We start from the raw sequence: 3,139 nt of genomic DNA on the forward strand, positions 1-3,139 counted from the left end.
TCAACTGGAAACGAAAATACCATCGCACTGCGCAACTGATGACGTGAGCCGGAAAGCGGTGACGGTGATAGAGCGCTTTCGATTTTTTCATCGTCCAATCTTACCCTACCGACACGGCAACCTGACAATGCCCCCGCCACGCAGTTCGCACGTGCTGTGTGTCGGGCGAATACGATTGGTACCATGTCATCTTTGAAAACGACACGGTTTGGATTTTTCAAGTGCTTTAACCGCTCGAGTGACTCTCGAGCGCGTCACGAATTGACGAAACGTGCCGAACGAATCAGCTCAAGGTAAAGGCGTGTAGCGCTGTTTCTTCTGAATTGCGACTCACCAACCCTTCAAAAAATTGCGCGAGCGCCTGGACCGTCCAAACAACGACCACCTGAACGGCCGTTTGACGCTCTCGAGGGGCCCGTTTACTTTTCTAAGAGACGCACGAGAGTCGACGCTCGTTGTCGCAATATCGACGGGGTTGTTACAGACTAAAATTCTGCCGTTGTACGCCCAGACCCATGAGATAAGTCTTCAGTTCGTTAGGCAGATTTTCGAACCAAAGTCCTTCTTCACCCGGCGGGGGCAGGACATGGCCATATTCAACCATATCGATCGGGGCGAGATTACACAAATAGATCCAAATATCCCGCTCCTTAAGACCGGTGATGCTGGCGACATCCCGCATGATGCTCAGCATAAGCTGCTGCCGAGCTTCGTCGGGGCGCCCGCTGCGGATGTCACCGCGAATCCAGATGTGTGCATTGGCCGGAGAACCACCGAGATAACGAGTCCGCCCTGGGTTCTCGTCAATCTCGACCTGGACAAAAAACGGGTGAGCACCCGTCGCTTCACTATGGCGCGTACCGATTGCTACCGCGATCTGTGTCTTTTGTTCGTCGGTCAGGGTGTTAGGAGGGATAGAACATACGTAAGTCGGCATGACGAGCTTCCTTTTGAAAAACGTGAAACGCGAGAGTTTTGACTGTGCATGTCGGCACCTAAGCGTTTCGACTATGAAATCCCGGCATGTTGCACCGGGTACGCATTTGTGGACGAAGCTACGCGGTGGTAAGTCACCTATGTGGGTTAGCCGGTACTTGTCCAAGCAGACATCGTCTGCAGAAGTATTGTCCGTCCCGAGAATATCGAGTTTAACCGGTCGAGTTGAAGCTCAAGCGTGCATCTGCGGCGCACCGCTTCGCGGCTGTGGGCCTGAACTTTTTCTCTGCCCGGGTATCTTGACTATCAGGTTATGAATGACTAAACGAACTTATATTGTCTTTCGACTCAAGTGCTGACGTCTACAACTTATGGATAGGTCGACGTCTGCTTTAGTGTGGTCGGCTTTTTTTCTCGACCCAACAAACGATGTTCTGCACGGTATCGCCATAGAACGTTCGGTACAATTCCTCCGTTACATACGCAATGTGCGGGGTTGCGAGTACGTTGGGTAGTTCGCGCAACGGATGCGGATTTCCGAGGGGTTCGACATCGTAGACATCCACCGCGGCGCCCGCAATCTGCCCGCTCGTCAGAGACTTGAGGAGCGCGGCCTCGTCGACAATCGGACCGCGCGACGTATTGATCAGTCGGCTCGTAGGTTTCATCTGAGCCAATTCCGCTTGCCCAATGAGATGGCGCGTTCGCGGACTCAGACGTACGTGGACTGACAGGAAGTCTGCGGTACTAAACAACGCCTCCTTGCCGACCAATTGCACGCCGCTCGCTAGTGCCCGTTCTGAGGTGAGATTCTGGCTCCACGCGACTACGTTCATTCCGAACGCCCGACCAATGATGCCGACAGCTGAACCGACGCGACCGAGGCCGAGCAGACCAAGCGTCTTACCCGCGAGTTCTTCGCCGATGGAAACCTGCCAGCCACCTTGCAGCAGCGAATGATTTTCGAGGGCGATGTTGCGGGCCATAGCAAGGATCAGTGTCCACGTAAATTCAATCGTGGGCGTGGAACTATAGCCTGTGTGAACAACCTCAATGCCATGCGTGGCAGCCGCGTCAAGATCGATCGACGCGTTTTCCAAACCGGTCGAAGCGATCAGTTTGAGGTTCGGTAGCCTTTCGATGATTTCACGCGTGAGCGGCGCACGCTCGCGCATTACACACACAACATCGAATGGCTTCAGGCGATCAATCAGCCTTTCAGCGTCGCTGATATGGTCGTTGAACACCGTGATATCTACTCGACCTTCAAGCAGCGACCAGTCTGCCATTTTTAATGCGACGTTCTGGTAATCGTCGAGGATTGCTGCCTTGAAGTTGGCAAAAATTGGCATGTTTCTTTTCCCATTCTTTTACGGGTAGGCGGCCGAAGCCACGCGCACGGCACGATGCTGAGGTTGCCGGTTAGTCGCCGTTACGACGCCAACACACTTTCCTTGCACGGCCGTGCGTGGCGCCGTGATAGTCGAACTTCATCTATTGATCGAAAGAATAGTCCGTGGGTTATGAGATCTTGGCTGCCACCGCACTACCCAACGTTGGTTCGGACAAACCATCCTTTATGTCATCTCATGGGGATGGCTCGCGCGTTAACAAACCGCCTCCATACATCACGTTTCGCGGCGAATCTGTAAAAGCGTAACTCACCCAGCGATTCGGCTTCGCGTACACGCGCTTGTGCGATCGCGAGCGTAGGAATCCTGGTGATGAATCGTAGTACTCGCTCCGCGCAAACCTCGCGCAACCCGTCACAAGGACGCCGCTCGCGGAGGTTGCCGCTGGGAGTGCAATCTTGGACGGTGACGCGTACACGGGGCTCTCCTAGATGCGTTGGCATGGTGCAATTGTATTTTTATGGGACCGTTGGTGAATACCGCAGATAGGTGAAAAGATCGTTTACAAATCGTTTAGCAATAGGTGTGATATTCCGTGCAAGAATTCGCCCATGCAATTTTCGCGGTGGGGTTACGGGATGGAACTACTCCAGAAGATGAAGTACTTTGTAAAGCTCGTGGAATTGGAGAGCTTTACGGAAGCGGCAAGGCATTTCGGTACGACTACGGCGAGCGCGTCGCGGGCAATTTCGGAGCTCGAGTCGCATCTTTCTGCGAAGCTATTGCAGCGGACAACGAGAAAGATGAGGTTGACAGACGTTGGACGTCGCTATTTCGTGCGCTGCAACCAT

General features: G+C 53.6%; 3 protein-coding genes and 1 pseudogene. 1 reads left to right on the plus strand and 3 read right to left on the minus strand.

Annotation, left to right across the window (positions count from 1 at the left end; translation table 11 throughout):
• The 3 genes and pseudogenes from WCA53_RS02395 to WCA53_RS02405 all read right to left on the minus strand — a co-directional run.
• A pseudogene (locus WCA53_RS02395) lies at positions 1-91 on the minus strand (IS6 family transposase); the annotation flags it as partial.
• Between the two features lie 387 nt (positions 92-478).
• On the minus strand, positions 479-937 hold the full coding sequence (locus tag WCA53_RS02400) for a tautomerase family protein (protein ID WP_423905086.1): 459 nt from the start codon (positions 935-937) through the stop codon (positions 479-481).
• A 391-nt stretch (positions 938-1,328) separates the two neighbouring features.
• Entirely contained in the window at positions 1,329-2,288 is a 960-nt protein-coding gene (locus WCA53_RS02405) for a D-2-hydroxyacid dehydrogenase family protein (RefSeq protein WP_423905088.1), read from the minus strand.
• Positions 2,289-2,944: 656 nt separating this feature from the next.
• Here WCA53_RS02405 and WCA53_RS02410 point away from each other — a divergent pair.
• Positions 2,945-3,139 (plus strand): LysR family transcriptional regulator (locus tag WCA53_RS02410; protein ID WP_423905089.1); only part of this gene is annotated, 195 nt, incomplete at its 3' end.

It is taken from the genome of Caballeronia sp. (assembly GCF_049581465.1).
Lineage (GTDB): Bacteria > Pseudomonadota > Gammaproteobacteria > Burkholderiales > Burkholderiaceae > Caballeronia.